Raw genomic sequence first — 18,614 nt, 5'->3', positions numbered from 1 at the left:
GGGAGCATTTGCATTTATCTTTCAAATGAGAATAGAATTCGTAATGCAGCACAAAAAACAAAAGATCGGAAGCCGGCGCCAGTTGGTTCAGTCAACAGTGCATAATTACGACCAGTATTATTTGTCATTCAATCATTATTCCACGATTTAAAAGCCCGTGTAACAATGAGGCTATAGGCTTAAAGACAGCGTTATTCCGGCCAGTTGTGTATTATATAGATTTGAATTTCGTTTGCTAAAATTTTTAGCATAATTTTGTGTCTGATAAATGAAAGCGGTTTATGATCAGATCATTCGAAAAAAGAGCAGAACAGAAAATTTCAGGATTTCAGTCTCCCGCGGCAGATTATTTGGAGGGTAGATTGGATATCGGCGATAAGCTGGTGATTGATCCGCACTCAACCTTTTATTTTCAGATGCAAGGTATGGAACTGCAATCTTTTGGAATTTTAGATGGCGATATCCTCATTACCGACCGTTCCTTAGAACCTCTTCATGGTGCATTTGTAATTGCATTTTCAGCAGGTTGTTTTACCTGTAGGGTATGCCTGTTGGAAAAAAATGGGATGATGCTGAAAAATGATCATGGCATCATAACCGAAACAGAAGTTGATGTGTTACAGATATGGGGCGTAGTAACTGCGGTATGTAGAAATTTGTTGCCAAATGCATTAAGGGTAGGGAGGTATAGCCATGTTTGCACTTTGTGATTGTAACAATTTTTATGCCTCGGCCGAGCGGCTGTTCCGTCCGGAGCTTAATGGTAAACCAGTTGTTGTGCTGAGTAACAATGATGGCTGTGTGATTGCCAGAAGTGAAGAGGCAAAGGCCTGTGGGATTAAAATGGGCGATCCGGAATTTTTAGTTAGGGACCTAATCAAAAAGTTTGGCATTCAGGTTTTCTCCAGTAACTATGTTCTTTATGGGGATATGAGCGAACGGGTAATGCATAATTTAGCCAGGTGGTTTCCAAGGCTTGATGTATACAGTATTGATGAAGCATTTGGATGGTTAGGTGGCGTAAAGGACCTGCAGCATTACATACCAGAGGTTAGAAAATCGGTTGTACGCAATACAGGTATTCCTGTCTCAATAGGTGTTGCACCCACCAAAACCCTGGCCAAACTGGCCAATAAGCTTTCAAAAAAAACAAATGGTGTTATGGTGCTTGATAGCGATGATAAGATAACAGCGGCAGTAGAAGAATTCCCTGTTCATGATCTTTGGGGCGTAGGAAGGCAACATTACAAAAAATTTGAAGCGCTGGGCATACGTACAGCAGCTGAATTGAGAAATATGCCTGAAATGTGGTTTAAGCAAAATATGACCATCATGGGACAACGGATGTGGAACGAACTTTGGGGCAGGCCCGCTATTCCGCTTGAGGTGATGCGGGAAGTGAAAAAAGGTATTACAGTAAGCCGTTCTTTTAGGAACTATATAGAAGACCCTGCCATACTCGCAGAGGCGCTTACACTATATGCCAGCCGTTTGGCAGAGAAGCTGCGCAATGAAAAACTACGCTGCCTTTATTTGCAGGTATTTCTTTATACGAACAAGAACAGGGAAGACCACCCCCAGCACTTTCCCAGCCATACCCACAAATTGTTGATTGCAAGCAATAATACCACCGATCTGGTGAGTATTGCTGTAAGGGTATCAGCAAGGCTTTTTAGGCCTGGGGTAAAGTACAGGAAGGCAGGTGTAATTGCAACGGGGCTTGTGCCTCAAAGTGAACTGCAGCTCAACGCCTTTTATGATCATGACCATGGCAAAAAGGATACGGTATCTGCCGTGCTGGATAAGCTTAACCTGGCCTATGGCCGGGGAACGTTGCGTATGGCTACCGAAGGATACGAGAAAAAGTGGCGCCTTAAACATGAATACCTCTCAAAAGGTTACACCACCAGGTGGAGCGACATTATAAAGGTAAAATAGAAACAGTTAAAATAAAAGATATGTGCGGAAGAACATTAATTGGGGAAAGTTTGGCAATGGCTGCAAAGGCAGGCCTGCTGCTTGGCGGCGATACACGTGAAAAAGATACCAACCGCCCGCCCGGCACTGATATGCCGGTAATACTGGATGCAAGACCGGGCAGGTTACACTATGTAAAATGGGGACTTATCCCGTCAGGATCAAAAGAAATACCAAAATTTTCTACCACCTATTGCCGCATAGAAACGATGTTTTCACTGCCGAGCTATAAAAATCTGATCGGGCGGAGACATTGTGTATTTGTGGTTGAAGGGTTTTATGAGTGGGACCGTACGGGGAGTAGCAGGCAGCCTTATTATTTTGAGCGCACTGATGGGGGAATACTTTTACTGGCTGGCTACTGGGACAGTTGGAGAGATCCTAAAACCGGCATTGTAATTCCATCTTGCACGATGATCATGCAACCGGCAAATGAATATGTTGGAAAAATCCATGATCGGATGCCCTGTATTCTATCGCAAAGCGAAAGTGCGGTATGGCTAGATAGGGAGTTGCCTGTTAACGAGCGGTTAAAGGCGCTCCATCCTGTAGATAATTCCTTATTAAAGGGCTGGCAGGTTGATCAGAGGATTAACAATGCCCGTAATAAAGATGATGATAATAATAGGCCATCAGGCCCAGACCTTACTCTTTTTGATTAAGGTTTAGCATACCGTTGTATTTAATAAATAATGGTTAAAGAATCTTTAACAAAAAAGCGATCCCCGTTTCCGGAAATCGCTTTTTTTATTTCTAAGCTTTGGGTTTTACCTTCAACCCTCTACCTTACTACCTTCAACCTTCCTAGTATCCAAAAATCTGCTCCAGCGTTAATTTGGTTACCGGGCCAAATTTGGCTAAATCGGCCATGTTGATTTTCTTTTCGGAAGCTACGATACAATAATTGTAAGGTTTGCCCGAAAGGTTGCTCTGGTGGAACGATTTGATATCGGCAAAAGTAAGTGGTTTTAGGTTGGCGTATTCATCGATGCGCGAATCGTGGTCGAAACCTAATTTTTTATCGGCCAGGTAGGTATAAATGATATCATCTTTAGTGATGCGGCTGGTTTCGATACCGTTTAAGGAGTTGGCTTTTGATAGGGCGAATGATTTATCAGACTCTGGTAAGGTGGTTAATAAATCGTTCATGCCCGCTACGGCCTCGTTCATTTTATCGGCTTGTGTACCTACGTAAGCCACAATGGTGTTTTCTTTATCTTTACTGCTTGGCGATGAATATACCGCAAAGGTTGAGTAAGCCAGGGCTTTGGATTCGCGGATGGTTTGGAATACAATAGAACCCATGCCGCCACCAAAATAATTGTTGAACAAAGCGATTTTAGCGGCATTGGCCGGATCGTATAAACCGCTGTTGCGTACCCAGCGGATTTCGGCCTGTACCATATCGTAATCGGCAAAGTAAACTTTGTTCGAATCGGTTTTGGTATAGACGAATTTTTTGATCGGGGCGGCATCAGTAAACTCTTTGGCCAGCGGGTGTGCCTTTACAATATCGGCAGAAAATGCCGCTAACGTTTTAGGGCCGTAATAGGTAATGGTATGTTTGTAGTTGGTGAGGTTGTGCAAAATATAAATCAGATCTGCTGATTTCATGTTTTTGATCTCATCGTTCGTTAACCCGTAATTGAAAGGATTAGCGGCGCCGTACTGTGCATAACTCATTAAACCACCCAGGATGGACGATTTGTTTAGTTTGGCATTTTCCCTTGATTTTAACAAACGGCCTTTTAAATCTTCAAGGGCTTTTTCGTTTGGTTTGCAATGGGCCAGCACATCTTCAACCAAAGCCACCGCTTTATCGAAATTTTCCTGTAAACCCGTGATGGAAACCGTGGTTACATCGGTACCCACATTAATGCTATAGCTGCAGGCAATGTTATAAAAGGCCTTGCTGATCTCTTCAGCCGAATATTTATCGGTACTGAGGAATGATAGGTATTGTGCCGCATAAGGCAATAATTTATAATTGTAAGAACCCATATCAAAACGGTAACTCATGCGGAAAATGCCATTTTCGGTATTTTGGATCGCAATTACATCGGCAATGCCTGCTTTGCCAAAATTAAGATCTTTGGTATAATCTAAAAACTTAGGGGCAATGGGTTTTACCGGTGCATCAATAATGCTTTTGGTAAACGGCGAAACTTCATTGGTATTGGTTTTTACCGCAGTAATGGCCGGTTTTTCTACCTTGATGATGCTTTTATCTTCACCTTTGTGTTTAAAAAGGACCACATAATTGTTGATGAAAAACTTATTGGCAAAATCTACAATTTCTTTTTTGGTTATTTTGCCCATATCATCGGTTGAGGCCAGCATTTTATCCCACTCGGTACCCCGGTTTAAAATAAACGCATTCATGGTGGCGTTGGCACGCACATCGTTATTATCAAAACCCTGTAATTCGGCCAGTTTAATGTTGGCTACGGTAGCTTTGATCAGACTTTCGTCAAACTCGCCTTTTTTAAGCAGCTCTACCTGCTCTAGCAACAACTTTTGCGCGTCTTCCAAACTTTGTCCGGCTTTTGGCGATCCCGATAAAATGAACATCCCGTAATCTTTCATGGAGTTATAACCGGCACCTGCACGCAACATTTTTTGTTTTTGGTTGATGTTGATATCCAGTAAGCCTGCTTTGCCGTTAGATAAAATGCTTCCAATCAGATCCAAAAGCAAACTTTGGCGGGTATTTTGGGCAAAACCCCTGTAGGCAATGTACAGGTTTTCGGCACTTGGGCCATAAATATCAACCTTTTGCACCTGTGTTAACGGTTTCTCGGGTGCGGGATTGTAAAGCGCAAGCGGTTTAGGCACCATGTAGGCAAAATCTTTGTCGATTTTTTTGATCAGCTGATCGTAATTGATATCGCCGCTCATAATCAGGGCCATGTTGTTAGGCACATAATATTTGTTGTAATATTTTCTGATTTCGACCAGCGAAGGGTTTTTTAAATGCTCGATGGTACCAATGGTGGTTTGTTGCCCATAGTTATGCGTTGGAAACAGGGCATACAACATTTTCTCGTACATTTTACGGCCATCGTTATCCATACCGATGTTTTTTTCTTCGTAAACGGCTTCTAACTCGGTATGGAAAATACGGAAAACAGGGGCACGGAAACGCTCTGCCTGTACAGCCAGAAATTTATCAATGGCGTTTGACGGAAGGTCTTCTTCGTAAACAGTTTCTTCTACCGAGGTATGGGCATTGGTAGAGTTACTGCCAATCGATTTCATCATTTTATCGTATTCATTGGCGATAGAATAATTGGAAGCTTCGCCCGAGGTTTTATCAATTTCCTGATAAATTTCTTTACGTTTAGCCGGATCGGTAGTTTTGGTGTAGGTTTCGTAAAGGGCTTCGATCTTATCCAAAAGCGGTTTCTCTTTGGCATAGTTCATTGTGCCAAACTTATCGGTACCTTTAAACAACAGGTGCTCCAGGTAGTGCGCCAGGCCGGTATTGGTACGCGGATCGGTATTACTGCCCGCCCTTACCGCCATTTTATAGGTAATGTTGGGTTCTTTGTTGTTTTGGGATAAGATAACCGTTAAACCGTTTTTTAAGGTGTAAAAACGGGTTTTGGTTGGATCGTTGGTTACATATTTGTAACTGTAACCGCCAGAGGTTCCTGTTTTCCATTGGTAGGTGGTTTGCGCCATGGCTGCAGCACCCGTAATGAGAAAACAAGCCAAAGTAAATAATTTAAATTTCATTGAATTGTTTTTGGTTTATGACAATGAACAGGTACCTGCTGGTTTAAGGGCAAGCTTTAATACCGTATTCATTTTTAATAAGTTATTTGCTCAAATATAATGGCTTTATTGCAGGGAAAGAAATAATTTTAATTTCTGAACTAAAAGGCTAGGGGTAAATTGTTTTAGCAGATAAATGGTGGTTTATTGTGCCTTGAAATTATAATCTGTATTTTTACCGGCATGACAAAGCAGGGTATAAAACCAACTATTTTGGTTGTAAATGACGATGGGATTACCGCTACAGGAATTAAGAACCTGATGGAGGTAATGCAGGAGCTGGGCAATGTGGTGGTGGTGGCACCCGATAGCCCGCAGAGCGGTATGGGGCATGCCATTACCATAGGCAAACCGATCCGTTTTGATAAGGTTGACCTTTACGGTGGGGTAGAGATGTACAAATGCAGCGGCACCCCGGTTGATTGCGTTAAAATTGCCGTAAATAAAATTTTTAAGGGTAAAAAACCCGATTTATGTGTTTCGGGCATTAACCATGGTTTAAACAATTCCATTAATGTACTGTACTCGGGTACCATGTCTGCAGCGGTAGAGGGGGCGATAGAAAAAATTCCGTCTATCGGTTTTTCTTTGGATGATTTTGCTGCCGATGCCGATTTTAGCCATACCAAAAAATACATTAAAAATATTTGCGAGCAGGTATTGGCCAACGGTTTGCCCGCAGGCACGCTGTTAAACGTGAATTTTCCGAAGGGCGAAAATTTAAAGGGGGTTAAGGTGTGCCGCCAGGCCAATGCCAAATGGATGGAGGAATTTGATGAGCGGACAGACCCCTACAAACGCCCATACTACTGGCTGACTGGTGTGTTCGAAAATTTTGATAAAGGAGAAGATACCGATGTTTGGGCATTGGAGCACGGTTATGTTTCGATTGTGCCGGTGCAGTTTGATTTAACGGCGCACCATGCCATACAGGCCTTAAACAGCTGGGATTTTTTAGGTGGCAGCAGTGAAAAAGCTGCGGGCAGCAAGGTGAGTGCACCCGATGGCCTAAATTTAGGTTAGCTGCAATAATGGAGCGCTTAAGAAAATTAAATAATTCAGTATGGATTGGCCTGGGCATTGGTTTGCTGGTACCGGCAATCTGCTGTGCTATTGCCTGGTATATTATCCACCACGTGGCATCATTGGCCAAAGCCGACCTGTTGTATATTGGCGGTATTGCGGTAAACGCTTATACGATGCAAACATTTTTTAAATACAATAAAGAAAATATTGGCAGGGGCATACTGGCCGCAACATTTGTATGCGCTTTTGTATTTTTTGCCTATAAAGTTTTTTAAAGAGAGGTAAGATGGGTAATGTAATATGGATGAGGGGGAATATTCAGTTGCTAATTTCCATCTTCCATTGTCCATCTTCCATCCAACATTGTCCATCTTCCACCATACCTAACACATTATGAAATACTACCTCGTAGCCGGCGAAGCCTCAGGCGATTTACATGGCGCCAATTTAATGAAAGCCTTAAAAGCAGAGGATGGTGCAGCGGTGTTCAGGTATTTTGGGGGCGATAAAATGGAAGCTGAAGGCGGAACGCTGGTAAAGCACTATGCCGATATGGCCTTTATGGGTTTTACCGAAGTAGTTTTAAATTTGCGCAGCATTTTTAAAAACCTCAGGGCCTGTAAGGAAGATCTGATAAAATGGAAACCTGATGTACTGATTTTGATCGATTTTCCGGGTTTTAACATAAAAATAGCCGAATTTGCAAAGGCCAATGGCATAAAAGTATGTTACTACATCTCGCCCAAGGTTTGGGCCTGGAACCAGAAACGGGTGCTGAAAATTAAAAAGGTTGTTGATCATATGTTCTGTATTCTGCCTTTTGAAGTAGGTTTTTACAGGGAATGGGGCATGGAGGTCGATTATGTGGGCAACCCGCTATTGGATGAAATTGCACAGTTTACACCAGATGCCAATTTTCGCAGAAACCATCAGCTGGGAGACGAAAAAATGATTGCCCTTTTGCCTGGTAGCCGGAAGCAGGAAATAGAGCGTTTGTTGCCGGTAATGCTGAGTATTACCGAAAATTATCCTGCTTATACATTTGCCATTGCCGCTCCCCCAAACTTTACCGAAGCCTATTACCATCAGTTTATGGGTGACAAAAAAGTAAAACTGCTTTTTAACCATACCTATAATTTATTGCACCATGCCCATGCTGCAATTGTAGCCTCGGGCACGGCTACGCTCGAGACTGCGCTGTTTAAAGTGCCGCAGGTAGTGGTTTACAAAGGCGGAGCCATTTCTATTGCCATTGCGCGGCTATTGGTTAAAATTAAATTCATCTCATTGGTTAACCTGATTGCAAACAAAAAAATCGTTACCGAACTGATCCAGGAAGATTGCAACACAGAAAAAGTAAACGGAGAACTTAACATGATTATGGAAGGAGCAGGCCGGGATACGATGTTAAAACAGTACGATGAACTGCTTTTACTGATGGGAAAACCTGGTGCATCGGCAAAAACAGCAAGATTGATTTCTGCCTATTTGAAATAACAACGCTGAAATGAATTGTTGCAGGACACCCAAAACCAGCGATTAATGGCTTTAATGCCTTTTCTTCTTTCGGCCGCTGATGCCCGGATAGCTTTTTAATAAACGTTTCTAAGACGATTAATACAAAAAATGTTAAATTGCGTTTTTATAACAGGCCAAAATTTAAATGCTGCAAATTTTATTTAGCTTTGAATTGATTAATTTACTGAAATCTTAACCAAATGAAATCGCTTTCTATCAAAGATATAGCCGTAAAAGCAAATGTATCCATTACAACAGTTTCATTCATTATTAATGGCAAAGCAAAAGAGAAATCGATTAGCGAAGCAGTAATAGAGAAAGTAAAGAAAATTATCGAAGAAAGCGGTTACAAGCCTAATCAGATTGCCAGAAGTTTAAGAACGGGTAATTCAAACATCATCGGTTTAATTATTGAGGATATTTCAAATTCTTTCTTTTCCAGGATTGCCAGGTTAATTGAAGATAAAGCCTATAAGAGAGGATATAAAATTATTTACTCCAGTACAGAAAACAACGTTGAGAAAGCAAAGGAGCTGATCAACATGTTCAAATCGCGAAAAGTTGATGCCTACATCATCTCCCCGATAAAAGGAATAGAGGAAGATATCCAGATGCTGATTGATGATGGCAACCCGGTGATCTTTTTTGATAGAAATTTGCCCGACGTTAAGACCAGTTATGTGGGCGCCGATCATTTTAATGCCTCTTATCAATCCATACAGAATTTTATCGATCAGGGTAAAAAGAACATTGCCCTGGTTACCACCGATATAAACGTAGCGCAGGTTACAGAACGCCATGACGGCTATAAAAAAGCACTGGAAGATAACGGAATTGTATATGACGATAACCTGGTCTTAAAAATCCATTTTAACCAGGAAGAAAACGAAACCATTGCACAGATTAAAGCCCTGTTCGAAAACAAAAAAATAGATGCCGTATTATTTGTAACCAATTACCTGGCCATTAGTGGTTTAAAAGCGCTGAAACAGATCGATAAAAAAATAGGTGATGATTTTGCCGTTATTGCCTACGATGACCACGAAGCATTCGAATTGCACACCCCCCGCATCTCAGCCATCCAGCAACCTTTGGAAGAAATAGCTGAAGCCATTATTAAACTGATTTTGAACCGCCTTTCTTCAAAAGGGAAATGGCCTGATGAAGAGCTGATTATCCCCACCCGTTTGGTGATCAGAGACTAGTTTAAAAACTTTCTATGGTTTTGCTGTAATATTTTTTTTACATACTAAAACGTTTTATTATAATAAAATATCATTATTATTGATGCGCTAAAACGTTTTAGGCTAACCAATCCAATTTATGATGAAAATTATAGCAGTTCCTGACAAAATTTTAAGAGGCTTTATTAAAGCCACAAAATAGAATTGCCTGTTTTCCATTCGTTTATGTCGTCACCAAATCCAAACCCTTAAATCATATAATACCTAAAATGTTCGGCAACTGATCATGTCCGGTCATTTTAACCACAGATAAAATATTACCAGGAAAAAAATAACTAATCATTTTATAATTTAACAAAACCGTTGATGAAAATTAATTTACTTAAAATTACGGGGCTGTCGGCTGCAATCGTTTTGCTGAACAGTTCTGCGTTTTCAATGAACACAAAATTGGGAGTAGAAGGAGGGCGATCGGGCGAGAGCAGGCTGACCAAGCATGTCTTGGCAAGAAAGGTTGTTTCCGGAACAATCCTCGATGAAAACAATCAGCCGGTACCAGGCGTGGGTATTAAAAATATCACATCGGGTAAGGGTGCTGTAACTGATGGTAACGGAAAATTTAGTATAGAAGCAAACGAAGGTGATGTACTCCGGATCAGTTATGTAGGCTATATCACGCAAAACATCACAGTAGCAAATCAAAGCGCATTAAATATTAAATTAGCTGTATCTTCTGAGACCAAGCTGGATGATGTGGTAGTGGTAGGTTATGGTAGCCGTAGCCAAAGAGAGTTAACATCTGCCATTACTAAAGTAGACACCAGTCAGTTCAGACAAAGTGGTGCCAGAAATGCCCTGGATTTATTACAAGGTAAAGTTGCTGGTTTACAAATTACCAGGAGCAGCTCAAACCCAAATACCGGCGTGGCTATCCAGCTTCGTGGTGTGACTTCCATTTCAGGTACTGCAAGTCCGCTTATTGTAATTGACGGAATTCCAGGGGGTAATCTGGATTTATTGCAACAAGACGATATCGAATCTTTTACAGTATTAAAGGATGGTTCTGCGGCGGCAATTTATGGTACCCGAGCTAATGCAGGTGTAATTTTGGTTACGACTAAAAAGGGCCGTAAAGGGGCTGCTCAATTCAATTACAATGGTTATGTAAAACACGAAACATTGTACAAGCGCCCTGATTTTATGAACGCCACTCAATTCAGGGAAAGAATTGCAGCCGGGCAATACACGGCTAAAGATTATGGCGGTGATTTTAATTATTTCGACGATCTGATCAATAAAGATAATCTTACCAATTATCAAAATTTATCGGTATCCGGCGGAAGCGATAAATCAAATTACCGTGGATCATTTACTTACAATAAGTTAGATGGTTTTGCAAGGGAAAACAGCAGAGAGCAATATCAATTTAGAATGAGCTTAACACAAAAGGGCTTTAAAGATAAGGTTACGGCTATGTTTAATGTTGCTTCTAACCTCAACAGAGCCAATTTATTAGGTGGAGGTGGTTGGGAAGCTGTTTTAACCAAAAACCCTACAGAATCTTATTACAATCCTGATGGTTCTTATTTGTTTACCAGAAACATTACCAATGAGATTGCGCGTTTAGCACAAGAGACCAGTAAAAGAAATCAGCAAACTTATTCTGTTGATGGTAAAATCGACATTGACATTCTGAAGGATCTGAAAGCATCAGCATTTGTGGCTTATCAGCGAAATCAGTTTGTTGACAATCAATATCGTTTACTTGGAAGTCAAAATTCTGTAGAGAACGGTGATGCACCAGGAGGTGGTTATGCTTACAAAGGGACTGAGTTAAATGAAAACTTCAACTTTGAGCCGACAATTGAATATAGCAAGACGATTAAAGATAAACATCGTTTAACAGGTATGATCGGTTATTCTTACCGTTATGAAGTAAACGAATCTTTCAGCGCAAACAACAGGGGCTATACAAACGATATTTTCGAAGAAAATAATTTGGGCAGTGTGCCGGTTGCGGTAAACAGAATCGGTATTGCCAGCAATAAAAACGATAATACCTTAATCGCTTTATTTGGCCGTTTGCATTACACCTTCGATGGCAAGGTTAACTTCGAGGCTGTATTGAGAAGAGAGGGATCGTCTAAATTTGGAGCAAACAATAAATGGGCAAGTTTCCCGGCAATTTCCGGATCATGGGAAATTACCCGTGAGAAATTTATGGAAAATGCCAAATGGCTTAATTTCTTAAAAATCAGAGCAGGATATGGCGAAACCGGGAACTCAGGTTTTGCAAACTATGCATCTTTGGTAACCTTAAGTACAGGTAACCTTTACCCTTTTCCTGGAGGTCAGTGGTTACAAACTTATGGTCCCTCACGTAATCCAAATCCGAATTTAAGATGGGAACGTAAAAAGGAATATAACTTTGGTTTGGACTTTACCATGTTCAACAACAAATTAAGTGGATCGGTAGATGTTTTCAAACGTGATATTGAAGATTTACTTTACACTTATACTTCTCCGCAACCGCCTTATGTTGCAAGTCAGATTTATACCAACGTAGGTACAATTTCGGCAAAGGGTATTGAATTGACGTTGAGTTATGCCGCAATAAAGAACAAAGACTTTTCATGGAATGTTGATTTTGCAGGAAGTACGATTGACAACAAGCTGGTTACTTTTTCGAATGACGAATTCAGAAGAGATATGGAACAATTTGGAGGTATTGGTGGTGCAGGTGACTTAGGTAACGCCTTCCGTGCCTACGAAGGCCGTAACATCGGTGAGTTCTGGGGTAAACGTTTTAACAGCTTTACACCGGATGGTAAATGGTTATTTACCAATCGTGCAGGCCAGGCCGTGCCAAATTCACAGATTAATACCTCACCTTTCCGCGATCAGACGGATTTGCAAATGATTGGGAATGCCATTCCTAAATATTATCTGTCTTTAGGAAACACTTTTACTTACAAGCAATTTGATTTAAGAGTTTTCTTAAGAAGTAAGTTAGATTTTGATGTATTAAATACTGTTGCTTTATCCTATGGAAACAAATTCGGAACACAGGGTAACTTATTAAACAGTGCGTTTACCAAATATGCCCAAATCAACGATACCTATATGTACTCAGATTATTATCTGGAAAGCGGAAGTTTCCTGAAAGTTGATGAAGTAACTTTAGGTTATACATTCAAATTTAAAGATAAGGCATTCAGAAGCTTACGTGTATACGCCGTTGGCCAGAACCTGGCATTATTAACGGGTTACACAGGTAACGATCCTGATTTGATTCAGGATACGGGCCTAGGTCAGGAAATTAACGGGCGTAGTTTAGGTATTGATACCAGAAGTCCTTATCCATCAACCAGAAGCTTTGTGTTCGGTGTTAATTTTGGATTTTAATAATAAGAAAAATGAAGACATATAAAAAAATTATTCTGTTTGCACTCTTAGTTACAACTGTATTATTTAATGCATGTACTAACTTAGACGAGAAGATATATAGTCAGCTAATTACTGATAATTATTACAACAACAAAAACGAAGTTTTATCTGCGGTTTTAAGACCATATACTCATGCTAATGCCTGGGCAACACCATCAGGTCAGGATGGCTGGTGGAGGCCATCAGAACTTTCCGGCGATCAACTGGCCTGGCCAACAAAAGGACGGCATGGAGAAGATGGTGGTAAATGGAAACGTTTACACTATCATAGCTGGTTGGTTGATGATGGACCATTGAATAACGCCTGGTCGTTAATTTACGGAGGTATCGGATACTGTAACGATCCGATCGAAAACCTGGAAAAGCGTAGCCTGGCACAAATGGGCATCACCCAAACAGAAAAAGATGGTTATATCGCTGAGTTAAAGCTGTTAAGGGCCTATCATTATCTAAAATTGATGGATCTTTTCGGAAACATCCCGGTAGTAACGCAGGTGGGTACTCCTAAAAAACCAGAGACGATGCCGCGTGCTCAGGTTTTTGCCTTTGTCGAAAAAGAAATCAAAGAAAATATTGATAAGGCGCCAAACTTATCCAGAAATATGATTGGCCGAATGACTAAAGCTGGCGGTTACGCCATGTTGGTTGAACTTTACTTAAATGCTGAAGTTTGGACAGGAACTGCACGTTGGGATGATTGTATAGCTGCTGCTGATAAATTAATTAACAATGAAGCTGGCGGACAGAATGGAAATATGCAACTTGACCCAAATATTACCGATCAGTTTAAAAGCACAAATGACCTATCTAAAGAAGTGATTTTTGCTATTGCCTATGAATTTAGAATAGCGAACTCACAGCCATCATGGACAGGTGAATTTTTCCACTTCCAGCAAGACAGGATCTATGGCGGTTCCAGAAATGGAAATAACGGAGTGGTAATGGTTCCGGGTAACTACACAAAGTATAATAATGATGATTTGAGAAAAACAACCTGGCTGTTGCAAGGTCCTCAGGTTAGATTTGACAATGGGCAGCAAGCGCTTGCTTCTGGTGGTAATGAATACGATGGACAACAGATTAATTTTGTTGATGAAATTCGCCGTGCCAAAGTAGGTTCTACCGTTTCTAATATGAGTGAGGGAGAAGAAAACAGTGGTGTTCGTTTTAATAAATATAAATTAGGCAACAACGTTGCTGGTATAGTAGGCGGCGTGCCTGTTGCAGTTGATCTTAACTATAACTGTACAGACTGGAATTTATATCGCTTAACATGGGTTTATTTTGCAAAAGCCGAGGCATTAATGCGTAAAAATGGCGGTACAGCAAATGCTCAGGCAGTTCAGTTGGTTAACGATTGCAAAAAACGTGCATTTACAACAGCCAACTGGCCTGCAAATGAATACACCACTGCAACTTTAACACTTGATGAGTTATTGAACGAAAGAGGCAGAGAATTTGTATTTGAAGGTTTCCGTCGCGATGATTTAATCCGTTTTGGTAAATTTACTACAGCCAGCTGGTGGGATCACACGCCTTCTGCAACATTCCGGAATTTGTTTCCGATTCCTCAGGTTCAGCGTACACTTAATGAGAACTTAACACAGAATCCGGGTTACAATTAATCAATAATTTAGGTAAAAAAAAGCCGCATCATAATTCAACTATGATGCGGCTTTTTCATTAATATGAAGAGTAGTATCATTGTTTTTTAGTATGTTCATTGTAACCTATATGTTACGTATTTAAAAAGCAAAAGCTGTTTGTTTTTTTATTAATATTGGATTGGTAAAACGTTTTACTTTAAATCAGCCACCAAACAATTACAATCCATTAAACTGGCGATAGTTTAAAGGTTTTTCTTTCCGGGAATCTGGGCATTGATCAATAGTGTAAAGTAAAACGATTTATATATATCAAGACCAAATATTAGTGATGAGAAAATTTTCCTTTAGTTAAAGCCTGGTTTTTTAGTTTAATTAGAAAATCACAAGATAAGGCACCCGCGTATCTATTAATTATTTAATGCCTGTTTCAATAGTTGCCTGGCCATTGGTACCAAACATTGGGTTGAAAGAAAATCCTTTTTAAAAGTACCGGGTACATATTATTGGTTGGGCGGAAAAAGCAAATACACAGATGAAACTTTATTTAATCGTATCCATTTTATGCTGCCTTACGGCCAAAGACTCATTGGCGCAGCAAAAAGATTGGGTTCAATACGTGAACACGCTGCAGGGCACCAATTCCAAACACGAACTCACCCAGGGCAATACCTATCCAACAACAGCGCTGCCATTTGGCATGCATACCTGGACGCCCCAAACCGGTAAAAATGGCGATGGTTGGAAATATCAATACTTTAAAGATAAAATCAGAGGCTTTCAGCAAGCGCACCAATGCAGCTCGTGGACGAGAGATTATGCCGTATTTTCTTTAATGCCCGTGGTTGATGAACTGGTGGTGAACGAGGATCAGCGCGAAACTAAATTTAGTCACCAGGATGAGATTGCCAAACCAAACTATTACAAAGTTAAATTCGAAAATGAGATCACCACCGAGATTTCACCATCAGAACGTGGTGCACACCTCAGGTTCAGCTATCCTAAGGGCAAAAAAAGCTTTTTAATTTTAGACGGGTACACCAGGTTAAGCGGTGTTCAGATTGATCCAAAAGAAAACAAAATAACAGGTTGGGTAAATAATGGTGAAGGCTTTAAAAAGGGCTGGAAAAGTTATTTTATCGTTCAATTCGATCAACCGATTAAAGCGTACGGTACCTGGGAAAACAAACGGAATACCATTGCAAAAGATTCGACTTCTGCAGAAGGTTTAGGTAAAGGTGCCTTTGTGCAGTTCGAACCCGGCGCAAAGGTTCAGGTAAAAACAGCTTCTTCTTATATCAGTTTACAGCAGGCCGAACTCAATTTAAAGCAAGAGTTGGGCAACGATAAAACGCTGGAAGATACAAAAGCCAGGGCTGCTTCGGTATGGAATAAATCGCTTGGTAAAATAGAAGTGGAAGGGGGAACGAGAGCTGATCTGGAAACTTTTTATTCCTGCTTTTTCAGGGCAAGTTTATTCTCCAGAAAATTTTATGAAATTAATGAAGCAGGTAAACCCTATTACTTTAGTCCGTATGACGGTAAAGTACATGATGGTTATATGTTTACCGATACGGGCTTTTGGGACACTTTCCGTGCACAGTTTCCATTAAATACACTGGTGCAGCCAGCAATGCACGGGCGTTATATGCAAGCCATGCTCGATGCCTATGCACAATGTGGTTGGTTACCCTCCTGGTCTTTTCCCAGCGAAGCCGGAAGTATGATCGGTAACCATGCCATTTCGCTGTTGGCCGATGCCTGGGCAAAAGGAATCAGAACTTTTGATCCGGAAAAGGCTTTGGCGGCCTATTACCACGAAGCGATGAACAAGGGGCCTTGGGGGCCTGCAAATGGTAGGGATGGCGTAACCGAATATAACCAGTTGGGGTATGTTCCTTATCCAAAATACAGGGAGGCTACCGCAAAAACATTGGAATATGCTTATGATGATTATTGTGCTTATGCTTTGGCCAAAATGATCGGCAATAAGCATTACATGAAGATTTTTGAGAAACCGATGTTCAATTATAAAAATGTTTACGATCCGTCTACACGTTTTATGCGGGGAAAAAATGCGGAGGGCAAATGGTCGCCAAATTTTGATCCAACTGAATGGGGAGGCCCGTTTACTGAAGGAAATGCCTGGCACTGGCAATGGTCGGTTTTTCACGATACCAAAGGTTTAATTAATTTGATGGGCGGAAACAGCCATTTTATCTCAAAGTTAGATTCTGTTTTTAGCGAGCCCAATACCGTAAATGTAGGCTCTTATGGTGGGATGATCCACGAAATGACTGAAATGGTAATGGCCAATATGGGCCAGTATGCACATGGCAATCAACCCATACAGCATATGGTTTATTTGTACAATTACGCCAATCAACCCTGGAAAGCACAATTTCATGCCCGTGAGGTGATGCGTAAACTTTATGATGCCACAGAAAATGGTTATCCAGGAGATGAAGATCAGGGGCAAACCTCTTCATGGTATGTGTTAAGCGCTTTAGGCTTTTATAGTGTAACCCCGGGATCTGGAGAGTATGTTTTAGGGAGCCCGGTATTCAAAAAAACAACCATTAATTTAGAAAATGGCAAAAAATTCATCATCGAAGCACCTGCAAATGACGTTCGGCATGTTTACATAAAATCAGCAAGCTTAAATGGTAAAAATTATACTAAAAACTATTTAAATCATAGCGATTTGTTAAAAGGTGGCGTGTTAAAACTCGATATGAGTGTTAAATCTTCGTTAAATAGAGGAATATTAGAAGAAGATAAGCCGTTTTCAATCAGTAAATAGATATTGAATGACTACTTTTGGCGAATTATTCAAATTAATAAAGAATAGAGAACAGAAATATATATAGAATGGAAAAGCCTGTTGCATTAGGTGTAGATATTGGCGGCTCGCATATTACAGCCGCATTGGTAGATTTGGAAACGAGAACTTTAATGAAGAATTCTATCAAACGTAGCCCTGTGAACTCACAGGAGGATAGGGAAGTGATTTTATCGGCATGGTGCGATATCATCAATAAAGCTTTCCAGGATATAAAAAATGGCAATAGAAATGTAGGCATAGCCATGCCCGGACCCTTTAATTATAAAGAAGGAATTTCATTGATTAAAGATCAGGAAAAGTTTAAATCGCTTTACCAGGTTAATGTGAAAGAAGAGCTGGCGAAACGATTGGATATTGCCATAGAAAACATCCACTTTATAAACGATGCAGCTGGCTTTTTACAAGGAGAAGTTTTTGCAGGGGCAGCCAAAGGAAATGTGAATGTATTGGGTTTAACATTGGGAACGGGACTTGGATCTTCGCTTTGTTTAAATGATAAGGCTTATGATGCAGACTTGTGGAACTCTTCTTTTTTAGATGGAATTGCCGAAGATTACTTATCTACGCGTTGGTTCGTAAAACGTTTTAAGCAATTGAGCGGTGAAGATGTAGAAGGCGTTAAAGAATTGGTAGGGATCGTAGAAAGCAATCATTTTGCAACCATGGTTTTTATGGAATTTGGTTATAACCTGGCACAGTTCCTGATCCCTGTGATCAAGAAATACAAAATAAATACCGTAATTGTTGGGGGGAATATTGCGCAGTCTTTTAGCGCATTTGCCCCAGAATTAACGGCAACACTTAAAGGAAATGGTATAGATGCGGAGATCAAAATTTCAGAACTGAAAGAACATGCGGCATTAATCGGTGCGGCAAGTTGCTGTGATTTAAGCCTTACCTAAGGTCAGTTTTTATCTTTCCGGGTTTTTAACCGGAGTATTATCTTGCGCAAAATATCATAAAAGGCAGATGGGGCTTTTCAGTGTTTATTTACCCTGGAAAGCGGCCATTATCGGAAGATTTTTTCAGCTTTATAATCAATCCTGTAACCATCGTTGCTGGCGAGTGTTACAGGATTGCTTCATATGACTCAAAAGCATGGCTTTATCGGTTTCCATTGCGATGTAAAAATGTAATATTTTTATTTCCAATCGCCGCTATGCTGTTATGCCGTGCATTTAATCAAAATTTCATTATAAAATAACTGAATTAATTTCTGCTTATGTGGTAATATGC

Annotated in this window: 12 protein-coding genes; 11 read left to right on the top strand and 1 reads right to left on the bottom strand. The window is 40.5% G+C overall.

The genetic code is table 11. The annotated features are described in order from the left end of the window. The first annotated feature begins 281 nt into the window (after nt 1-281). Genes ABEG20_RS13945 through ABEG20_RS13935 form a run of 3 tightly spaced genes read left to right on the top strand, consistent with a single transcriptional unit; the run spans nt 282 to nt 2,639 of the window. The gene (locus ABEG20_RS13945; RefSeq protein ID WP_406823933.1) at nt 282-710 is read left to right on the top strand and encodes a LexA family protein; all 429 of its coding nucleotides are present in this window, start codon (nt 282-284) and stop codon (nt 708-710) included. Continuing rightward, entirely contained in the window at nt 694-1,938 is a 1,245-nt protein-coding gene (locus ABEG20_RS13940) for a Y-family DNA polymerase (RefSeq protein WP_406823932.1), read from the top strand. Before ABEG20_RS13945 ends, ABEG20_RS13940 begins: the two co-directional genes overlap by 17 nt. A 20-nt stretch (nt 1,939-1,958) precedes the next feature. Next, nucleotides 1,959-2,639 carry an SOS response-associated peptidase gene (locus ABEG20_RS13935; protein WP_406823931.1) on the top strand — a complete coding sequence of 227 codons (681 nt, stop codon included), beginning with the start codon at nt 1,959-1,961 and terminating at the stop codon, nt 2,637-2,639. Between the two features lie 142 nt (nt 2,640-2,781). Here the strand turns inward: ABEG20_RS13935 and ABEG20_RS13930 are convergent, their stop codons facing one another. After that, a complete protein-coding gene (locus tag ABEG20_RS13930) occupies nt 2,782-5,715 on the bottom strand; it encodes a M16 family metallopeptidase (protein WP_406823930.1) in 2,934 nt (977 codons plus the stop codon). Nucleotides 5,716-5,937: 222 nt separating this feature from the next. Between ABEG20_RS13930 and surE the strand changes: the two genes are divergently transcribed. The 8 genes from surE (at nt 5,938) to ABEG20_RS13890 (ending at nt 18,280) form a co-directional block, all read left to right on the top strand. After that, nucleotides 5,938-6,777, top strand: coding sequence for a 5'/3'-nucleotidase SurE (surE, locus tag ABEG20_RS13925; RefSeq protein ID WP_406823929.1), 840 nt, complete (start codon nt 5,938-5,940; stop codon nt 6,775-6,777). Nucleotides 6,778-6,785: 8 nt separating this feature from the next. Then, nucleotides 6,786-7,055, top strand: a complete 270-nt coding sequence (locus tag ABEG20_RS13920) for a stationary phase survival protein SurE (RefSeq protein ID WP_406823928.1) — start codon at nt 6,786-6,788, stop codon at nt 7,053-7,055. 118 nt (nt 7,056-7,173) lie between these two features. Further along, on the top strand, nt 7,174-8,277 hold the full coding sequence (gene lpxB / locus ABEG20_RS13915) for a lipid-A-disaccharide synthase (RefSeq protein ID WP_406823927.1): 1,104 nt from the start codon (nt 7,174-7,176) through the stop codon (nt 8,275-8,277). Nucleotides 8,278-8,498: 221 nt separating this feature from the next. Next, nucleotides 8,499-9,503 (top strand): LacI family DNA-binding transcriptional regulator, encoded by a 1,005-nt coding sequence (locus ABEG20_RS13910; protein WP_406823926.1) that lies wholly within the window; start codon nt 8,499-8,501, stop codon nt 9,501-9,503. 345 nt (nt 9,504-9,848) lie between these two features. After that, entirely contained in the window at nt 9,849-12,887 is a 3,039-nt protein-coding gene (locus tag ABEG20_RS13905; protein ID WP_406823925.1) for a SusC/RagA family TonB-linked outer membrane protein, read from the top strand. Between the two features lie 11 nt (nt 12,888-12,898). After that, nucleotides 12,899-14,554 (top strand): RagB/SusD family nutrient uptake outer membrane protein, encoded by a 1,656-nt coding sequence (locus ABEG20_RS13900; RefSeq protein ID WP_406823924.1) that lies wholly within the window; start codon nt 12,899-12,901, stop codon nt 14,552-14,554. A 514-nt stretch (nt 14,555-15,068) separates the two neighbouring features. Next, nucleotides 15,069-17,336 (top strand): GH92 family glycosyl hydrolase, encoded by a 2,268-nt coding sequence (locus ABEG20_RS13895; protein WP_406823923.1) that lies wholly within the window; start codon nt 15,069-15,071, stop codon nt 17,334-17,336. Nucleotides 17,337-17,404: 68 nt separating this feature from the next. Beyond that, nucleotides 17,405-18,280, top strand: coding sequence for an ROK family protein (locus ABEG20_RS13890; RefSeq protein WP_406823922.1), 876 nt, complete (start codon nt 17,405-17,407; stop codon nt 18,278-18,280). Nucleotides 18,281-18,614 lie beyond the last annotated feature (334 nt).

It is taken from the genome of Pedobacter sp. KACC 23697 (genome assembly GCF_045348445.1).
GTDB lineage: Bacteria > Bacteroidota > Bacteroidia > Sphingobacteriales > Sphingobacteriaceae > Pedobacter.
Note: the sequence above shows the minus strand (reverse complement) of the source record. Positions and strands in the feature narration are given on the sequence as shown.

Bases quoted from the DNA above. Each gene is read 5' to 3' on its own strand.
- ABEG20_RS13945 (WP_406823933.1), top strand. From the start codon at position 282: ATGATCAGATCATTCGAAAAAAGAGCAGAACAGAAAATTTCAGGATTT.
- ABEG20_RS13940 (WP_406823932.1), top strand. From the start codon at position 694: ATGTTTGCACTTTGTGATTGTAACAATTTTTATGCCTCGGCCGAGCGG.
- ABEG20_RS13935 (WP_406823931.1), top strand. From the start codon at position 1,959: ATGTGCGGAAGAACATTAATTGGGGAAAGTTTGGCAATGGCTGCAAAG.
- ABEG20_RS13930 (WP_406823930.1), bottom strand. From the start codon at position 5,715: ATGAAATTTAAATTATTTACTTTGGCTTGTTTTCTCATTACGGGTGCT.
- surE (WP_406823929.1), top strand. From the start codon at position 5,938: ATGACAAAGCAGGGTATAAAACCAACTATTTTGGTTGTAAATGACGAT.
- ABEG20_RS13920 (WP_406823928.1), top strand. From the start codon at position 6,786: ATGGAGCGCTTAAGAAAATTAAATAATTCAGTATGGATTGGCCTGGGC.
- lpxB (WP_406823927.1), top strand. From the start codon at position 7,174: ATGAAATACTACCTCGTAGCCGGCGAAGCCTCAGGCGATTTACATGGC.
- ABEG20_RS13910 (WP_406823926.1), top strand. From the start codon at position 8,499: ATGAAATCGCTTTCTATCAAAGATATAGCCGTAAAAGCAAATGTATCC.
- ABEG20_RS13905 (WP_406823925.1), top strand. From the start codon at position 9,849: ATGAAAATTAATTTACTTAAAATTACGGGGCTGTCGGCTGCAATCGTT.
- ABEG20_RS13900 (WP_406823924.1), top strand. From the start codon at position 12,899: ATGAAGACATATAAAAAAATTATTCTGTTTGCACTCTTAGTTACAACT.
- ABEG20_RS13895 (WP_406823923.1), top strand. From the start codon at position 15,069: ATGAAACTTTATTTAATCGTATCCATTTTATGCTGCCTTACGGCCAAA.
- ABEG20_RS13890 (WP_406823922.1), top strand. From the start codon at position 17,405: ATGGAAAAGCCTGTTGCATTAGGTGTAGATATTGGCGGCTCGCATATT.